Origin of the sequence: Flavobacterium sp. N1736, from assembly GCF_025947065.1 — a bacterium.
Taxonomy (GTDB): Bacteria; Bacteroidota; Bacteroidia; order Flavobacteriales; family Flavobacteriaceae; genus Flavobacterium.
The window spans coordinates 5,055,206-5,073,707 of sequence record NZ_CP109994.1 but is presented as its reverse complement, the minus strand read 5'-3'; the positions used below and the strand labels follow the sequence as shown (position 1 = coordinate 5,073,707).

At 33.8% G+C, this 18,502-nt stretch carries 14 protein-coding genes and 2 rRNA genes; 11 read left to right on the top strand and 5 right to left on the bottom strand.

The window, feature by feature from the left end:
- Positions 1-25 precede the first annotated feature (25 nt).
- Both OLM54_RS21470 and OLM54_RS21465 read right to left on the bottom strand, forming a co-directional pair.
- The gene (locus OLM54_RS21470) at positions 26-1,429 is read right to left on the bottom strand and encodes a GspE/PulE family protein (protein WP_264536552.1); all 1,404 of its coding nucleotides are present in this window, start codon (positions 1,427-1,429) and stop codon (positions 26-28) included.
- 478 nt (positions 1,430-1,907) lie between these two features.
- Entirely contained in the window at positions 1,908-2,318 is a 411-nt protein-coding gene (locus OLM54_RS21465; RefSeq protein ID WP_413614459.1) for a type IV pilin protein, read from the bottom strand.
- A gap of 184 nt (positions 2,319-2,502) precedes the next feature.
- Between OLM54_RS21465 and OLM54_RS21460 the strand changes: the two genes are divergently transcribed.
- The 7 genes from OLM54_RS21460 (at position 2,503) to OLM54_RS21430 (ending at position 11,288) form a co-directional block, all read left to right on the top strand.
- Complete coding sequence (locus OLM54_RS21460) at positions 2,503-2,916, top strand: hypothetical protein (protein ID WP_264536550.1); 414 nt, start codon at positions 2,503-2,505, stop codon at positions 2,914-2,916.
- Between the two features lie 303 nt (positions 2,917-3,219).
- Positions 3,220-5,523, top strand: a complete 2,304-nt coding sequence (locus OLM54_RS21455; protein WP_264536549.1) for a hypothetical protein — start codon at positions 3,220-3,222, stop codon at positions 5,521-5,523.
- A 39-nt stretch (positions 5,524-5,562) separates the two neighbouring features.
- Positions 5,563-9,468, top strand: a complete 3,906-nt coding sequence (locus OLM54_RS21450; RefSeq protein ID WP_264536548.1) for a DUF6443 domain-containing protein — start codon at positions 5,563-5,565, stop codon at positions 9,466-9,468.
- Positions 9,469-9,477: 9 nt separating this feature from the next.
- On the top strand, positions 9,478-10,350 hold the full coding sequence (locus OLM54_RS21445; RefSeq protein ID WP_264536547.1) for an ankyrin repeat domain-containing protein: 873 nt from the start codon (positions 9,478-9,480) through the stop codon (positions 10,348-10,350).
- 103 nt (positions 10,351-10,453) lie between these two features.
- Complete coding sequence (locus tag OLM54_RS21440) at positions 10,454-10,585, top strand: RHS repeat-associated core domain-containing protein (protein WP_264538592.1); 132 nt, start codon at positions 10,454-10,456, stop codon at positions 10,583-10,585.
- On the top strand, positions 10,554-11,039 hold the full coding sequence (locus OLM54_RS21435; RefSeq protein WP_264536546.1) for an HYD1 signature containing ADP-ribosyltransferase family protein: 486 nt from the start codon (positions 10,554-10,556) through the stop codon (positions 11,037-11,039). The genes OLM54_RS21440 and OLM54_RS21435 overlap by 32 nt, the downstream gene beginning before the upstream one ends.
- Before the next feature lie 60 nt (positions 11,040-11,099).
- The gene (locus tag OLM54_RS21430) at positions 11,100-11,288 is read left to right on the top strand and encodes a hypothetical protein (protein WP_264536545.1); all 189 of its coding nucleotides are present in this window, start codon (positions 11,100-11,102) and stop codon (positions 11,286-11,288) included.
- A gap of 19 nt (positions 11,289-11,307) precedes the next feature.
- Here OLM54_RS21430 and OLM54_RS21425 read toward each other — a convergent pair whose 3' ends face one another.
- On the bottom strand, positions 11,308-11,760 hold the full coding sequence (locus OLM54_RS21425) for a macro domain-containing protein (RefSeq protein WP_264536544.1): 453 nt from the start codon (positions 11,758-11,760) through the stop codon (positions 11,308-11,310).
- A 340-nt stretch (positions 11,761-12,100) separates the two neighbouring features.
- Between OLM54_RS21425 and OLM54_RS21420 the strand changes: the two genes are divergently transcribed.
- The 4 genes from OLM54_RS21420 to OLM54_RS21405 all read left to right on the top strand — a co-directional run bounded on the left by OLM54_RS21420 (position 12,101) and on the right by OLM54_RS21405 (position 15,009).
- Positions 12,101-12,247: a hypothetical protein gene (locus OLM54_RS21420; protein ID WP_264536543.1), complete on the top strand. Its 147-nt coding sequence runs from the start codon at positions 12,101-12,103 to the stop codon at positions 12,245-12,247.
- 55 nt (positions 12,248-12,302) lie between these two features.
- A complete protein-coding gene (locus OLM54_RS21415) occupies positions 12,303-12,878 on the top strand; it encodes a hypothetical protein (RefSeq protein ID WP_264536542.1) in 576 nt (191 codons plus the stop codon).
- A 5-nt stretch (positions 12,879-12,883) separates the two neighbouring features.
- Positions 12,884-13,264 (top strand): hypothetical protein, encoded by a 381-nt coding sequence (locus tag OLM54_RS21410; protein ID WP_264536541.1) that lies wholly within the window; start codon positions 12,884-12,886, stop codon positions 13,262-13,264.
- 725 nt (positions 13,265-13,989) lie between these two features.
- Entirely contained in the window at positions 13,990-15,009 is a 1,020-nt protein-coding gene (locus OLM54_RS21405) for a proline-specific peptidase family protein (RefSeq protein WP_264536540.1), read from the top strand.
- Between the two features lie 274 nt (positions 15,010-15,283).
- Here the strand turns inward: OLM54_RS21405 and rrf are convergent.
- Positions 15,284-15,393 (bottom strand): 5S ribosomal RNA (gene rrf, locus OLM54_RS21400).
- 173 nt (positions 15,394-15,566) lie between these two features.
- Positions 15,567-18,450 (bottom strand): 23S ribosomal RNA (locus OLM54_RS21395).
- Positions 18,451-18,502 lie beyond the last annotated feature (52 nt).

Sequence of the window (18,502 nt, the reverse complement as noted above, 5' to 3'; positions counted from 1 at the left end):
TCAGTTGTAGGACTTTTTATATATTTTACAAGAGTAATGAAAAAACTTCATCAACAGAAGTTATTCCTTCTTTTATTAATAACAATGCATTACGTTTTAGTGTAAAAATGTTTTTTTCTTCAAGATAGTCGTCAATATCAAGTTGGTTGTTTTTAATTAGATTCGATAATTCGCTGCCAATTGGCAAAATTTCATATATAGCTTTTCTTCCTGAATAACCTGTATGATAACAATGTTCACAGCCAACTGCAACATGATGTGAATTTAAATTATTTGGAATCTCAAATCCACTTGGAAAAATCGCTGATGAAATTGTTTCTTCGTTTTTACAAGAATCACATAGCTTACGAACTAAACGCTGCGCAACGCTGATGTTTAAAGTACTTGCAATTAAAAATGCCGGGATTCCCATATCAATTAACCTTGAAACGGTTGCCCAGGCTGAATTGGTATGTATAGTTGAAAGAACAAGATGTCCGGTTAAAGCGGCACGTATTGCCATATTTGCCGTATTTACGTCACGAATTTCTCCAACCATTATAATATCAGGATCTTGTCGTAAAAAAGTTCTAAGTGTTGTTGCAAAATCAAGTCCTATATTTTCTTTTAACTGAACCTGATTAATTCCCTCCAATGTATATTCTATCGGATCTTCAACAGTTAAAATATTTGTATTGGGAACGTTTAGCTTTTTTAATGTAGCGTATAATGTCGTTGTTTTTCCAGATCCGGTTGGTCCTGAAATAAGTACAATTCCATTCGGTCGTTTTATATTTTCAAGATAAGCTGTTAATTCTTTTTCTGTAAAACCAAGCGAATTAATATCAATATGACTGGTGTCTTTGCTTAAGATACGCAACACAACTTTTTCGCCGTGTAAAGTTGGCAAAACAGACACACGAACATCAAAATCCTGATAATCTGTAACCATTGTAATACGTCCGTCCTGAGGCAAACGCTTTTCGGAAATATCAAGCTGTGCCCTAATCTTTATTTTATTTACAATAATAGGATATTCTTCAACCGAAATATGAAATTGTTCTTTAAGTTTTCCGTCTAATCGAAAACGTACTCTTGCATTTTTTTCATATGGTTCAAAGTGAATATCACTACTTCCTATTTCTTTTGCATTTAATACAATTTTCTCTAAAAAATCTGACGTATAATGAATTTCTGAAACACTATTATTAGACGTTTTTCGATAATTCGTACTCAAATACCGGTTTATATTTTCTGTTGAATCTGCTTCCAACTGAACTTGAAAACTCAGTAAAATTCCTAATTCATTTTGCAGGCTTATAATATCATCAGCATCTGTTTTTAGTAAAACCGTTTGCTCATTTTTTCCAAAAGGAATAATTCTGTAATAATAAGCTTGTTCTGACCTTACAAGCTGTTGAAACTCTATTGGAATATCAAATTTCTCCATTTTAGTAAGCGTATAAAAAAGAACTGTTATAAAAAAAGGTAGTTATATATACTACTCCAAAAAAAAGTGACATATAGCCCGCTAAAGGAACTGTTTGCTGCTCTTTTTTATTGCCTAATACAAAATGTAAAATCAGAGAAAATAATAGTGCAAAAACAAATAATACCAAAAATGATACGATTGAAAAAGTGAAAGATATGAAGATAAAAAATAAAATATCACCAATTCCTATTGCGTTTAGAAAGTCCAGCTTTCTAATTCGGATATATACAAAACTTACTCCCAATATAAGGGCGACAAATAACAAGTTAAAACTCGAATTAGAGAACGCAATTGTTATTGGTACACTATAAGATTGTATTGCAAATGCTAAAATTCCGATAATTGGATACAGGAACCAGTATACCAGCCGATTCTTAAAATCCTGAAATAAAACAATTGCAAAAACAATAATTAAAAGTAGTTTTAAGTACCACATCTAGTCGTTTACAATTTGCTTTGGAACACCATTTTGATCAATTTCCCAAACGTTAAAAACACCATTACCGTTAAAATCCGTAATAGCAGTTGCTTTTACTTTAAAAGCAGTATTATCAGATTGAATAATTTCGTAAGTATAATTAGCGCTGCCATTTTCTTTAGTAGTTTTTGGAGCTTCAAAATCTATTTCCGTAAAATCAGGGCTGTACTTTGAATACATAAAATAATACTGTTTTTCAGCATTATAAATGGCTTTTAACTGTACTTGTGCCTCTACGCTTTTAGCTTTAGTAATAAGCGGCATTAAATTAGGCAACGCAATTAATAGTAATATACCAATGATTGCTAATACAATTAACATCTCTTGAAGATTGAATGAAGGTACTTTTTTTAGTAGATTTTTTTTCAAAGCAAAGTGTAATTAATTTTTACAAATATATCTTTTTTATTGAGAAAAAAACCAGAGATCCATTAAGAAATATTCTGTTAATATTTATTTAAAATTATAAGAATTTTTTTACTATAATTGCCGTTAAAATTAGTACTACTCAAATTCAGGCAACCGTCAAAGAATCAATAAATTACAAATAACCATGCATTTAAAAATTAAAATTATCTTTCTTTTAACACTTATTTCAAGTATTAATACGTCAGCACAAATCAAAACAAGCGTAGAAATTCAAAAACAATACATGCCAAATATGCCTTTAACTCCAAGTGCTGCTTCTTTATTTAAATTTCAGGAAATTGGGTTAAATGAATATAATGGTTCTGCTAATATCAGCATTCCTTTAGTGCAGCTTTCACAAGTTCCATTTAATTTGACATATACCGCGACAAGTGGAAACAGAGTAACTGACCAGCCTGGTCTGGTAGGCTTAGGATGGGATATGAATTTAGGAACAATAACTCAAAGCATTAATGATGTTGATGATCTTCAATCGTTATATTTTCAATACTTTAAAATGAGACCTGATTTTCAAGGATACGTATATCCTTCTGCATAACCTTATCCCTGCATTTATGCACGAAATCAATACGATCGTTGTGATCCGCCAGGAACTGTATACCCACAAGTAACTGAAATTCCAATTACAATCGGAAATAAAATAAACTATGGTGAATATACTATTTATAAGGGATTACTATCTCACACAGCAGATATTATAAATAATGGTAATTTCGATTCTGAACCTGATATTTTTACTGCCAATTTTTTAGGTCAGTCATTAGTCTTTATAAATGATTTTTCGACACTTTCAAATACTTTAGTTTTTAGAGTTTTAAATAAAGATGGATATAAAATTGCTTTGACTTATATCAGTAATACCGAAATTAAATTTATAATTACTGCACCTACAGGCACAATATATGAATTTGCTGCATTAGAGAATATAAAAAATCAAAGTTCTGCTCCTTCTGCCACAACTATTATTGATTCTAGAACTTGGAAATTAACAAAAATCATTGAACCAAATAAAAAAGAAACAATTATTGATTATATAAATATTGACAATGTCTCCTATAGTCCATCATATACACAAGAATATACCAAATCGAAAGTGGATTCTCGAAGCCATTTTTCTACTAAGCCATTTAACAAGGTAACTTTAGATTATTTTGGTCAATCGCAAATATCATTCCCTGATTATGTTTTTATCCCAACTGGTGATAATAGTCATGGTGAGTATAGCAAAATATTTTATAATATTTCCAAGCAAAACTTAAAATTAATAAATTCAATAACATCAAATGAAGGTAAATTAAATTTTTATTATTCAAATAGAACAGATCATTCATTGCTGCAAAAATTAGATTCTATTGTATTGAATAATCAAAATAATCGAAAAATTAAAAAAGTAAAATTTGATTACGGCTACTTCAATGCAATTACATCAACAAATGTGTTTACAGAAGCACAATCAATCATCAATCAGAACACAAATCTTTATAGATTAAAATTGAATTCCGTTACAATCAATGATCAAGAATACAATTTTACATATAATAGCCAAAATCTACCTCAAAAAAATTCATTTGCAATAGATTTTTGGGGGTATTATAATGGTAGTAATCAAAATACCTCTATCATTCCAAATCCAATTCAATTTAAGTATTATAATTTTCTTGGTAACAATGGAAATAATTTAAATGCTAATGAAGATTATGCAAAAGCCTCTATACTAGAAAAGATAAAATATCCAACTAAAGGTTACACAACTTTTGAGTATGAATTAAATGAAGCCAGTAATTTATTTTATTCAATACAAGACGAAGCTCAAACACGAACAAAAGGAAATGGGCTAAGAATAAAAAAAATCACGAATTTTGATTCTAATGGCTCAATTGCAACTGCAAAAACTTATCAGTACGAAGGTGGTAAAACGATGATACCTCTTTTAGCAGCAAAAACAAATTCTTATGCTAATACTGCCAGCCATCCAAGTTCCACTGGATATCTATATGGAGTTACAGTATATCGACTGTCTTCTAATAATTACTTCAATGTATCACCAAACGGAATATCTAATTATGTTGGATACGACACTGTTAAGATTACTGAATTTAGCAACATCAACAATGGTTACATAAAAAAAACATTTCAAAACAGAGCAGAGAATGTAGTGTATCTGGATAATGTAAGATCAATTAATAATTATACTTATTCAAATGATGATATAGATAATGGTTCTATACTAACAGAAAATATATTTAATTCTAAAGATTTTAGAGTAAAGGAAACAATCTATCAATACTTAAAGAATAGAAGTGTAATAGATTATGGAGCCAGAGTAAGTTTTTATGGAGAATTTTTTCAATATAATAGTGATGGAACTCTAGATGAATTACCTCGATATCAGATTAGTTTTTATCCAATTTTTGGAAAAGAAACATTACTGCAAAAACAAACTGAAAATAATTATTTTGATAAAGGTGCTGTAACAGCAATTACATCTTATGCGTATAACAATGGCTTTATTGCTCGAATTTCTAAATCTAATATCGAAAATGGAGAATTTTACAATGAAAGTATTCTTTACACTGATCCCTATAAACAAAATATTTGGAATCTCCCCTCTCTAAAAACAATTACTACTAATGCTAAAGTTAAGGAACAGATCAATTATGAATATGGCGAAGTCTCAAATATTACAGTGCCTAAAAAAATAGATGTTATTCCTTTAGGAAATTCAGCAAACCAAAAATCAATGTTTTATGATAATTACGATGCAACAGGGAATTTAGTAGAATTTCATTCTGGTGAAGGGATTTATACTGTCTTTATTTGGGGTTATAATAAAACTGTGCCTATCGCAAAAATAGAGAATGCTACTTATACACAAGTGGCTGCTGCATTAGGAATAACAACCACTACACTAAATAATTATAATGAAACTAATCTTGATACAATAAATAATCTGCGAAATAATGTTTCATTATCAAACAGTATGATTACTACTTATACACATATTCCTTTAGTTGGAGTAAGCACTATTACAGATCCAAAAGGCGATAAAATCAGTTATAATTATGACAATTTCGGAAAATTAATATCGATTAAAGATGCTGAAGGCAAATTAATTTCTGAAAACCAATATAACTATAAAAACTAATATCAAATGAAGAATATATTAAAATACACTCTGTTTTTATTGATTGGATTTCATAGCAATGCTCAAACTCCTGTGACAATTGTTAAAGAAAACAATTATAACATTACTGGTACAGAGACCCTTATTGCTTCAGAAAGTATTACATTAAAACCAAATGCCTGGATAAAACCCGGAAGTACTTTCATTGCCAAAATAGAATCTGATGCTTATCGCAGCAATCAGTTTAGTAATGAAAATTATGTTTTTACGAGAGTATTTCAAACCCCAATGAATACATCTTTAGAAATCACTAAAAATAGTGATGTGATAGAAACTATTAACTATTTTGACGGATTAGGAAGACCTATGCAAAATATTAATATTAAAGCCTCTCCTAGCATTAAAGACATAATAACCACAATAACATATGATTCAATTGGAAGGCAAAAAATGGAATTTCTTCCCTACATGGATACTTCGATTAATTTAGCTTCTTATAGAAATGCTGCTATAGCAAATACAAATAATTATTATAAATCAAATTATCCTGCTGATATCAATAATTCAAAACCAAATCCATTTTCACAAAAAGATTTTGAACATTCGCCTCTTAGCCGGATAATGAAACAAGCTTTTCCAGGATCAGATTGGGCTTTGGGAAATGGGCATGAAATAAAATTTGACTATCAAACCAATCAGGAAAATGAAGTAAAACAATTTTTAATTAGATCAAAAATTGGTTCAGAAACAATTGATTCTAAAATTTACTCATCATCATATTACGTTGTTGGTTTGTTAAATAAAAAAATTGTCAAAAACGAGAACTGGGTCACGGCTGATGGAGATAACAATACAACACATGAATTTATAGACAAGGAAGGGAATATAGTTCTAAAAAGAATTTTTGGAGAATCAAAAGTAAATGGAACATTAGCCAATGTAAATCATGACACCTATTATTTGTATGACGAATATGGGAATTTAACGTATGTAATTCCACCTTTAGCAAATACAGATGCTTTAATTAAAACAGAACAGTCAGTTGGTGGTTTTGAGGATTTTAATAAAATTTTCAATCAATCAGTATTTTCAGGAACTACAAGTGGATCAGGTTCAGTAACAGTTACAATTGTAAACAATGTTCTAAAAGTTGCTTTTAGCGGCGGTTATAATTCGTCGTTCTTAAGCAATAATCCTCAAGACTTATTAACTTCACCGTGTACCTTACCAGATATAAATTTAGGAACCATATCTAATGGTGATTACAATGCAAGCATAGTGAATGGAAAACTGAAACTCACTAGTATTACCGGTGTACCTTCAACCAGTTTTTCTGCTACATTTACTGTTATTTTACCCACTAATTGCAGTGGTTATCGCACTGAACCGGATAGTATTATTTTAAACAATTTGTGTTATCAATATAAATATGATACAAAAAATAGATTAATAGAGAAAAGATTGCCTGGTAAAGATGTAGAATATCTTGTTTATGACAAACTAGACCGACTATTATTAACTCAAGATGCTAATTTAAGAGCTTCAAATAAATGGCTCTTTACAAAATATGATGTTTTTAACAGATCTGTATATACAGGAGAATATATTAATACAACAAATACAACGAGAGCTACTATTCAGGCATTAGCAGATAAGAGCGGTACAGTATCAGAAAATAAACAAACCGCAATTTTAAACATCAATGGAACAAATTTAAACTATTCAAACAATGTTTTCCCAAACTTAGGAATAGATTTGTTTGTTATAAATTATTATGACGATTATAAATACATTGACTTAGATGGCGGAGACGCAGTATCATCTTATAGCATTACTAGTATTACTAACCCTAAAGGATTAAACACATGCTCGAAAGTACGCATTTTAGATACCAATAATTGGATTACTAGTGTGAGCTATTATGATTCAAAAGGAAGATCTGTCTATAATTACAATAATAATAATTATTTAGCAGTTACTTCAACAGTAAAAACACAACTTGATTTTGCAGGTAAAATCCTTGAGACAACAAATTCACATAAAAAAGGAGATGATGCTTTAATAACAATAACAGATAGCTATTCTTATGATCATGCCGGACGTTTGTTAACTCAAAAGCAAACCATCAATAATCAGGCACAGGAATTAATTGTAAGTAATAATTATAGTAATTTAGGGCAATTGACAGCAAAAGGAGTTGGAGGAAAAACAACACAGCCACGCCTTCAAAACATTGATTATACTTACAACATTAGAGGTTGGTTAAAAGGTATTAATAATATAAATGCAATTGGAAACAATTTATTCGCTTTTCAATTAAATTATAATGATATTAATAATATATCTACCCCTCTATTTAATGGTAATATCAGCCAGACATTTTGGAAAACTACAAATTATGATAGCAGTTTAAAAAATTATGCATATGGTTATGATCAACTAGACAGGTTAATATATGCGGTTGGGGAGTCAAACGATCAGGAAGAAATGGCATCGTATGATAAAAACGGAAATATCATGAGCATGTACCGAACAGGAATCAGGCCTAAAAACACCGGAACCTCTAAAAGAGTAATGTCTATTTTTGATGATTTAATTTATACATATGATGCAGGTAATAAAATTATTAAAGTAGAAGACAACGCAGACCCAAATGAAGGTTTTAAAAACGGTGCCAATCTTCCTGTCGAGTATACATATGATGATAACGGCAACATGAAAACCGATGCCAACAAAGGCATAACCAATATAGTATATAATAACTTAAATCTCCCAACACTAATAACACTTCCGGGCGGTACAATCAGTTATACATATGATGCAGCAGGAATAAAACAACGTAAAATAGCCGGAAATATCACAACCGATTATGCAAATGGATTTCAGTACGAAAACAATATATTGCAGTTTTTTCCGCAACCAGAAGGATATGTGAGTAATAATAATGGCGTTTATGAGTATATTTACCAATATAAAGATCATCTTGGAAATATCCGTTTAAGCTATAATAAAGATTTAACCATAGTAGAAGAAAATAATTATTATCCTTTTGGGCTAAAACATCAAGGGTATAATACTGCTGTAACTTCTACAAATCCAGCGAGTAAATATAAGTACAATGGAAAAGAGCTTCAAGACGAGATGGGGCTTAATATGTACGACTATGGAGCACGTAATTATGACCCTGCTCTTGGTCGCTGGATGAACATAGATCCATTGGCGGAAAAATCTAGAAGGTTTAGTCCTTATACATACGCTCTTAATAATCCTGTTTATTTTATTGATCCAGATGGAATGATAGCAATACCATCCCCATTAGAAGCAGCAATTATGTCAAAACATGTTTATGGAGACAAGGTGAAATTAATAGGAGGCTGGAAAGTCTCTAGCGTAGGAAGGGGCCTAACGCTAAGTAATAATGATACAGGATTTAAATCTCAGGTTTATGAACGAACAGTTAAAGGGAAAACAGAATATACTTATGCTACTGCTGGAACAGAAGATATGAAAGATACCAAACAAGATGTAAAGCAAATATTTGGTATGGCTGAACAATATAAACAATCCACTGATAATGCAAAAGAACTAGATGCAAGTCTTAAAGGTGCTGAATTAACATTTACAGGACATTCTCTGGGAGGCGGTTTAGCCGAAGCAAATGCAATTGCAACAGGAGACAATGCTGTAACTTTTAATGCTGCTGGATTATCCGTATTTTCACCTGGAGGTCTTCAAAAATCAACAACAACTGATGCATATATTGTTATAACTGACCCCCTTAATGCGTTACAAGGTGCTACTGGATTACCAACTGCTGGAGGGACTAAACATTACATTGATCCAGGAAGTACTCAGGGAGTGGCTAATGGACATAGTATCGATTCAGCCATTGAAGGCTTAAGAACACAATCCTTTGGAGGATTTGTTAAAAATTCAGTATCAAATTGGTGGAACAAGTATAAATAACTTAAAATCATGAAAAAACTAACTATATATTTTGCTGCAATTTTATTATTTATTAGCTGTAATAACAGAGAAAACATCGTTAATAAAGAAAATTTATTAGGAAATGATTATCGATTGTTTCAAAAAACTCCCGCATGGCAATTAGCAAAAGCAGTTGAAGATGAGGATACTATTAAGATAAAAAAAATTATTAAGAATACGAAGGTTAATATTGATTTTAAAGAGCCTAAATTTGGAAATACCCTATTAATGTTGTCGATAAAAAATAGCCAATTTCAAATTACAAAATTATTATTAGCATCAGGAGCCGACCCAAATGTTATGGATTCATATAGAAGTGGGTCAGCTGTTATTTGCGCAGCTAATAATAACGATCCGAAATATATTGAGTTAATTTTAAAATACAAAGGAAATCCCAATGCTATTGAAACTGCTCCGTTTAAAAGGGATGATGAAGCTAGGCAAACAGCTTTGTTGGCAGCGATTAGTTATGTAGACCCTAATAGTTTGGAGAAAGTTAAACTTCTGGTTAAATCAGGTGCAAATGTAAACTATCGCAATTTTGGTCATACAGATTTACCTCTTTCAGAAGCTATTACTAGTGAAAAGATGGATGTATTATTATATCTTTTACAAAACGGTGCGAATTTCCATTTAGTGTTATATAAGACAGTAGACGGAGAAGATGTCTATATTTTAGAGGCATTACGAAAATGCATAATTGACTTAGAATCTGAGCAGTATAAAAGTAAACTTGAAGTGATTCAATTTTTGAAAGAAAAAGGTTTGAATTATACTAATGAGCCTATTCCTGATTACATATTAACAAAAATCAAAAAGAAATACCCGAAAGATTGGGAAAATTACATTAAAAAATATTAACTCGATCCCCTTTTTCCCCCTGCTCCCGCACGAATCCTTTCGTGTGGCTCGTTACAAGTATAAGTACAACGGAAAAGAATTGAAAGACGAGCTGGGGCTTAATATGTACGACTATGGAGCACGTAATTATGACTCTGCTCTTGGTCGCTGGATGAATATTGATCCACTAGCTGAAGTATCAAGAAAATTTAGTCCATATACTTATGCACTTAATAATCCTTGTTTATTTTATTGATCCTGATGGGATGATGGCTAATGAATATGATATTGATTTAGTAACTGGAGCAACAACACAAGTAAGCAATAAAGGCGGTAATACAACAGATTATTTAAATTTTAAAAAAGAAAATGGAGAAACTCTCTATACTCATGAGGTAGCAGTACAACATAATCAGGCAATAATGGAATCGGGAGAATTAATATCATCTGTAGGTGCAAAGAATGCTAGACATGGATCGGGGCAATATTTTACTGATCTAGTGGCTGGAGATCTGACTTCTGGGCAAGTATCAAGAAGATTATTTGGAGTGCCTTGGAACTCTAAGAAATTAACAAATTTTATTGATGTTGATTTAGGTGGATTAAAAGTAATTGAGAACACTCCTAATAATTTCTTAGTTCCAAATACAGGTACTCTCTCATTACAAGGAAGAATAGTAAATCATGGTGTTTCAGTTTTCAAACAATAATAAATGATGGAAGAAGTTTTTATAAAAAAATATTGGGCAGAATAAAATGTCCTTTTCTATATGCATTTTCACAACGGAAAAGCAATTAGGCAACTTGAAATAAGCGATTTTGGAAAAGTCTATTTGACAAATGATAATCCTCAACATGGAGAATCCTTTCTTTATGATCAATCACTTGATGAATTAGCTTTAGAAGAATCTGATTATATTTCAGATGAAATGTTTAATGAAGTTTGGAATGATCGATAAAAAACAGGGCCTATTTAATTCATTCTTTGTAATTCTCGACAACAAATAAATCTATTTTTGGGTATTTTTGAGCTACTTTTTCAATCGTAGATTTTACATCACTCCAGTTGAGACCGCCCAAACCAGCACCAATTTTCGGTAATGCTATTTTGAAAATATTATTTTTAGAAGCATATAACAACATCTTGTTTAAGGAACTTTCAATAGCAGATATATCAGCATTAGTTCTCCATGTTTTTTGAGTGCCTAAATTAAAAATGACCTCATTTTCATGTTTATAAGTTAATAGATCGCCTAAAGAAAATTGTCCTTCTTTACATAACTTATTATATTCAAGATACATTTTCGGGTATTTTTGTTTAAATTGTAATGCAATACCTTTGCCCATTGCTCCAGCACAATTGCAACCGTGCGCAAAGCTAGTGACCCCTTCTAGCTTGAAAATGTTGCCAAATTCTATGTATGAAATCATAATTGTCGAATTCTAATTATTATTGTTTTTAATTTGGAATACTTCTATTATCATGATAAAACTTCGTTCAGATAAAGAAGCATTAATTCCTCTTTTAAACTATTTTTTTTAAATTAAATTATAAAATAAAGATAACATTAAAAGTGCTAAATAATTTATTACAATGGATATTTTTACACAGCTCCCCACGAATCCTTTCGTGAGGCTCGTTACAAGTATAAGTACAGTTGAAAAGAACTTCAAGATGAACTGGGCTTAACTTCTACGACTATGAGGCACGTAATTAAGATCCTACTATTGGAAGGTTTATGAATTTAGACTCAATGGCTGAAAAACGTAATTGACTGTCTCTTATAATCATGTACGAAACAATCCTATTCTGAAGATTGATCCTGACGGAATGTTAGATGGTGTTTATTATACTAATGATGGTGATTGGCTAGGTAATGACGGAATTGATGACCAAAAAGTTTATGTTGTAAAATAATGGTGATTACAAACCTATTGGTGGAGGAAAAACGAATATATATAAATCTACTGAATTGAAAGGAGTTACGAATGAAGTGTTACTTGCCTTTGCTTCTGTAATTCATGCAGAATCAGGTGGAAGTAAAAACGAGTCTTTTGCGATTGGTAATGTCACTATTAATTTTATTGATGGAGGAGGTTCTAGAAAAGTCCCTACTTTGGACGATGCAGTCATGTATGATAATAATTTTGCTCAAGGAGCCACGCAAGGTAATTTATCATCCTTTATGGAGTTAGGAGATAAGAATTCGAAATTTGCAATGGGTGCAGCGATAAATGCTATAGGGAATTCACAAGGCGTTTCTGGATTTAGTGATTATAGTGGAGGTGCAAATGGTTGGGATGGAATTGATTTAATATCTTCTAAATGGAGTAATAGTCATAGAGGTTATACTTGGAGCGAAGACTCAAAAGGATTATTATCAACATATAAAAAAGACAATAATGGCGGTATAGATGTTTCTGGGTTCACTTATAAAAAAGAAGGTTATCAAATATCGGCGACAAAGATTATTGGTAACACTATATATACAAACATCACTACTGGTAGAGGAGAAAAAAAACAAAATAACACAAGATTTCATTTATAATAATTATGGATATATTAAAAAAAATAATATTTATTAGTTTGATTTTTTTGATTTTTATTAATTGTAGATACAAAGAAGAAAAAATTAATCCACCCCAAAATAAGAATGAACTTATTTTCAAAAATTGGCTCAGAGACACAATTAATACTTTAAATAAAGAGAATCATTTAGATTATAAAAGAGAAATCAATCTAAGTGCAGATTCATTGTCGATGGATATTGTTAAGACATTTGATAAAAATATTAATCCTGAAAAAATTAACAAAATAAAAAATCGAGAACTGATTTATGCAATGGATTTATTATCTAGAAATCATGATTTGCCAGAAGATGAGTTCAGATTAAAGCTAGTTATTAATTCATCTTATTCAGTGTCAATGGTTTAACAATTGAAATATGAGTATGATAGCGAGATTAAGTTGTTTGATGTTATTAAGAAGAATAAAATCGAAAAATATAAGTTTCTAAAAGGTAATTTTATTGAAAAGAAGATTTTGAACTATTGAATTTATTTAAGTAAAAAAAATAGCACTCAATCGTTTTTTCAGAAGCAAAAAAGATAAGGATTTGTGCGAGAGCTTCGAAAATATTGGAACAAGAGTTGATGAAAAATTAAAACTTGGAGTCAAGTAAATGATGAAAAATTTAATACTAAGATTTAGCTCAATTACTACATTAATTTTAATAAATTCTTTTTAGAACAGAATTACAATATTATGACGTCTTTATATTCTTTACTCTGATCTTTAATAGTGTTCTCTCTTATCATAGGAAAACAATAGATTCATATAATAAAATACTATAATGTCCACTTATGCACGAATCCCTTTGTGTAGAAAGTTACAAGTATAATTATAACAGCAAGGAGGTTCAAGACGAATTGGGACTCAACTTCTGTGACTCTCGAAGAGTCATTATGAAATATTGTGCAAACGTCTCCTCTACACCACAATCTATGAAACAGAAATCTATTCCCGTAACGGAATGGCTTTTTGATTTAATATTTGTAAAAACTAATTAAATCATATTTTTAAACGTTTTACAAATTTCATTAATTTTAATATTAATTCGTATTTTTAATCCAATATTGTATAAACTTAATTTCAAAAATATGCGTCCAATCAGTCTCTTAGCGCTAGTCATTTTGGTTATATCATGTAAAAATGAAAATAAATCCCAAACACTTTCAGATTATTTCACTTACGATCAAAGCGGCGCTGTTGAGTCAGCCGGAGTAAAAATGATTCCAATTAAAACACCTGTTGGAGAGTTTAAAGTTTGGACAAAACGTTTTGGAAATAATCCAAAAATAAAAATTTTGCTTTTACATGGAGGTCCCGCAATGACGCATGAATATATGGAATGCTTCGAAACTTTCTTTCAACGTGAAGGTTTTGAATTTTATGAATATGATCAATTAGGATCTTATTACAGCGATCAGCCAAAAGACAGTAGTTTATGGACAACAGAACGATTTGTAGAAGAAGTGGAACAAGTTCGTAAAGCTATTAGTGCTGATAAAGATAATTTTTATGTCTTAGGAAATTCCTGGGGAGGAATTCTAGCAATGGAATATGCACTAAAATATCAAAAAAACTTAAAAGGGTTATTAGTTGCTAATATGGTTGCAAGTGCCCCAGAATATGGTAAGTATGCAGATGAAGTATTGGCGAAACAAATGAAGCCAGAAATTCTTGCAGAAATAAGAGCTTTGGAAGCTAAAAAAGACTTCAATAATCCACGTTATATGGAATTATTAATACCTAACTTCTATAAAGAACATTTATGCCGATTAAAAGAATGGCCAGACGGCTTAAATAGAGCCAGTAAACATGTAAATGCAGAAATCTACACTTTAATGCAAGGACCTAGTGAATTTGGAATCAGCGGTCGTTTAGCTAAATGGGATATAAAAAACCGCCTTCATGAAATTACTATCCCAACATTAATGATTGGTGCAAAATACGATACTATGGACCCCAAAGCAATGGAAGAACAAAGTAAATTAGTCAAAAAAGGACGTTTTCTATACTGCCCAAACGGAAGCCATTTAGCTATGTGGGATGATCAAAAAGTTTTTATGAATGGCGTAATTCAATTTATAAATGATGTAAATAGCAATAAATATTAGCTATAAAGAAACAAAAAACATAAACTAAATAACGGTTTTAAATGTACCCTTTTCAAAAACTCCTTTATTAAAGGAGTTTTTTTTGAATTAATTTTAAATGAATTAATAATCTTCTTCAACTACTAAATTATACGATTATCAAAATTGAGTATAATTTCTTTAAATAATTCACCAAGTAATATAGATTATTATTTATTTCAGATACATATAAATTTTCATTACAAATTATTGCAAAACAAAAAACCCTATCCGTTTTGGATAGGGTTTTTCAAAAGAAAGGCGACGACATACTCTCCCACAAAACTGCAGTACCATCTGCGCAGGCGGGCTTAACTACTCTGTTCGGGATGGGAAGAGGTGAGCCCCGCCGCAATAACCACCTTAAGGTTGTTAGTCTGAAGTCCGAGGTCATAAAGTGGCAGGTCTTTCGACTTTCGACTTTAATCTTTCGACTTAAAGACTGCCCGCGACGGGCAAATATCTTAACATACTGAGATAAAGAAAGTATTTTAGTTTTAGAAAGTTTCTCCCTCCCGATTGCTCGGGAGGAAAAGGGTGTACATAAGCTTACGGATTATTAGTACTACTCGACTATGACATTACTGCCTTTACATCTATAGCCTATCAACGTGGTCATCTTCCACGATCCTTAAAAGAAATCTCATCTTGTGGTGGGTTTCGCGCTTATATGCTTTCAGCGCTTATCCCTTCCAAACGTAGCTACTCTGCGGTGCCCCTGGCGGGACAACAGATACACTAGAGGTTTGTCCAATTCGGTCCTCTCGTACTAGAATCAGATCCACTCAAATTTCTAACGCCCACAGTAGATAGAGACCGAACTGTCTCACGACGTTCTGAACCCAGCTCGCGTGCCACTTTAATGGGCGAACAGCCCAACCCTTGGGACCTTCTCCAGCCCCAGGATGTGACGAGCCGACATCGAGGTGCCAAACCCCCCCGTCGATATGAGCTCTTGGGGGAGATCAGCCTGTTATCCCCGGCGTACCTTTTATCCTTTGAGCGATGGCCCTTCCATGCGGAACCACCGGATCACTATGCTCTACTTTCGTACCTGATCGACCTGTATGTCTCTCAGTCAAGCTCCCTTATGCCATTGCACTCTACGCACGGTTACCAAGCGTACTGAGGGAACCTTTAGAAGCCTCCGTTACTCTTTTGGAGGCGACCACCCCAGTCAAACTACCCACCAAGCAATGTCCCCCACAATATGGGGTTAGGCCTCAGATAAACAAAGGGTTGTATTTCAACAATGACTCCACAACGCCTGGCGACGCCACTTCACAGTCTCCAACCTATCCTACACATCATTTATCCAAGGTCAATACTAAGCTATAGTAAAGGTGCACAGGGTCTTTTCGTCCCACTGCGGGTAAACGGCATCTTCACCGTTACTACAATTTCACCGAGCTCATGGCTGAGACAGTGTCCAGATCGTTACACCATTCGTGCAGGTCGGAACTTACCCGACAAGGAATTTCGCTACCTTAGGACCGTTATAGTTACGGCCGCCGTTTACTGGGGCTTCAATTCAATGCTTCTCCGAAGATAACATCTCCTCTTAACCTTCCAGCACCGGGCAGGTGTCAGGCCCTATACTTCATCTTACGATTTTGCAGAGCCCTGTGTTTTTGATAAACAGTCGCCTGGACCTCTTCACTGCGGCCCCCATTGCTGGGGGCGACCTTTCTCCCGAAGTTACAGGTCTATTTTGCCTAATTCCTTAGCCATGAATCTCTCGAGCACCTTAGGATTCTCTCCTCAACTACCTGTGTCGGTTTACGGTACTGGTACTAATTACCTGAAGTTTAGAGGTTTTTCTTGGAAGCCCTTAGGCGCACTATCTCTTTGTCCGAAGACTCCGAGTACTATCGTATTTCCCCAAGACGCGTGGATTTGCCTGCGCATCTTATAGGTAGGTACTTCAACGAACTATTCCGTCAGTTCGCGGCGCTTTCATCACTCCGTCACCCCATCACAGTAATTAGTAGTACGGGAATATTAACCCGTTAGCCATCGACTGTCCCTTTCGGGTTCGCCTTAGGACCAGACTAACCCACAGCTGATTAGCATAGCTGTGGAAACCTTAGTTTTTCGGTGTGCGGGTTTCTCGCCCGCATTATCGTTACTTATGCCTACATTTTCTTTTCTAACCAGTCCAGCATACCTGACGATACACCTTCAACCCTGTTAGAATGCTCCCCTACCACTTACAGTAAACTGTAAATCCATAGCTTCGGTAATACGCTTATGCCCGATTATTATCCATGCTCGTCCGCTCGACTAGTGAGCTGTTACGCACTCTTTAAATGAATGGCTGCTTCCAAGCCAACATCCTAGCTGTCTGGGCAGACAAACCTCGTTCTTTCAACTTAGCGTATATTTGGGGACCTTAGCTGATGGTCTGGGTTCTTTCCCTCTCGGACTTGGACCTTAGCACCCAAGCCCTCACTGCTGTGAAACATTATATAGCATTCGGAGTTTGTCAGGAATTGGTAGGCGGTGAAGCCCCCGCATCCAATCAGTAGCTCTACCTCTATATAACTTTATGCACAGCGCTGCACCTAAATGCATTTCGGGGAGTACGAGCTATTTCCGAGTTTGATTGGCCTTTCACCCCTACCCACAGGTCATCCGAAGACTTTTCAACGTCAACCGGTTCGGTCCTCCACTGTGTGTTACCACAGCTTCAACCTGCCCATGGGTAGATCACACGGTTTCGCGTCTAACACTACTGACTAAAGCGCCCTATTCAGACTCGCTTTCGCTACGGATCCGTGGCTTAACCACTTAACCTTGCCAGCAACGTTAACTCGTAGGCTCATTATGCAAAAGGCACGCCGTCACCCCACGAAAGGGCTCCGACCGCTTGTAAGCGTATGGTTTCAGGATCTATTTCACTCCGTTATTCACGGTTCTTTTCACCTTTCCCTCACGGTACTGGTTCACTATCGGTCTCTCAGGAGTATTTAGCCTTAGCGGATGGTCCCGCCAAATTCAGACAGGGTTTCACGTGCCCCGCCCTACTCAGGATACCACTATCTATTACACTTGTTACCCATACGGGACTATCACCCTCTATGGTGCCGCTTTCCAGCAACTTCCGGTTCCTTGTGCATAAAATGTCGTGGTCCTACAACCCCAGCATTGCCGTAACAACACTGGTTTGGGCTAATCCGCGTTCGCTCGCCACTACTTACGGAATCACTTTTGTTTTCTTCTCCTCCGCCTACTTAGATGTTTCAGTTCAGCGGGTTTGCCCACCTATCGGTGTACTATGTCTTCAACATAGTGGGTTGCCCCATTCAGGTATCTGCGGATCAATCGGTGTGTGCCCGTCCCCGCAGCTTTTCGCAGCTTATCACGCCTTTCATCGCCTCTGAGAGCCAAGGCATCCCCCATACGCCCTTATTTTGCTTATTGTACCAATCATAAAATCAATTATGACCGTTTTTTTTGTCTTTTACAATAAATT